The sequence below is a fragment of the Streptomyces virginiae genome (assembly GCF_040638905.1).
Classification (GTDB): domain Bacteria; phylum Actinomycetota; class Actinomycetes; order Streptomycetales; family Streptomycetaceae; genus Streptomyces; species Streptomyces virginiae_B.
Genome location: NZ_JBEZYV010000087.1, coordinates 1 through 1,033, shown reverse-complemented (window position 1 = coordinate 1,033; position 1,033 = coordinate 1). Strand labels below are relative to the sequence as shown.

1 protein-coding gene is annotated in these 1,033 nt (G+C 74.3%); it reads right to left on the bottom strand.

Features of this window, described 5'->3' with window-relative positions; genetic code table 11:
• Window positions 1-1,033 (bottom strand): acyltransferase domain-containing protein (locus AB0F82_RS38615; protein WP_362636493.1); only part of this gene is annotated, 1,033 nt, incomplete at both ends.

Genomic DNA, 1,033 nt, shown 5'->3' with positions numbered 1-1,033 from the left:
GGGTGTGGCGTATTTCTGTTTCGGTGGCTTCGATGGCGATCATGGCGCCGCCGGAGGGCGCGGACTGCATCAGGCGGCCGCGGGTGGCGACGAGCCTGCAGGCGTCGTCGAGGTCGAGGACCCCCGCGACGTGCGCCGCGGCCAGCTCGCCCACCGAATGGCCGAGGAGGTAGTCCGGCGTCAGGCCGTACTCCTCCACGAGCCGGAACAGCGCGACCTCGACGGCGAACAGCGCGGGCTGGGTGTACTGCGTCCTGTCGAGGAGCGCGGCCCGCTCGCTCCCCTCCTCGGCGAGGATCAGCTCCTTGAGGGACCGGCCCAGGTGTACGTCCATCCGTGCGCAGACCTCGTCGAGGGCGCGGGCGTAGACGGGGTGGGTCTCGTACAGCTCACGGCCCATGCCGGCACGCTGACTGCCCTGCCCCGTGAACAGGAGGGCGAGCCCGGAGGCTCCGGCCGCCCGGTCCGGGTCCCCGGTCACCAGCTGCGGCGCGGATGCGCCGCGGGCCAGCGCGTCCAGGCCGGCCAGCAGGGCGGCCGGGTCGTCGGCGAGGACGACGGCACGGTCCGGGAGCGCGGCCCGCGTGGTGGCCAGGGCGTGGCCGATGTCCAGGTGCGCGAGGCCGAAGGCGCCGTCCGTGCCGACCTCGGCGGCCAGCCGCCGCAGCTGTACGGCCTGGGCGCGCAGGCCGTCCGTACCGCGGCCGGAGACCACCCAGGGCAGCGGGGAGGGAACCGCCACCTCGCGTGAGGATGCGGTCCCGGCGGCGGGGGCCTGTTCGAGGACGACGTGGGCGTTGGTGCCGCTGATGCCGAAGGAGGAGACGGCGGACCGGCGGGGCCGGCCGCTCTCCGGCCACGGGGTGGCCTCGGTCAGCAGCGAGACCGCGCCGCTCGACCAGTCCACGTGCGGGGTCGGGGCGTCGACGTGCAAGGTCTGGGGGAGGATGCCGTGGCGCATGGCCATGACCATCTTGATGACTCCGCCGACGCCTGCGGCGGCCTGGGAGTGGCCGATGTTGGACTTGAGCGA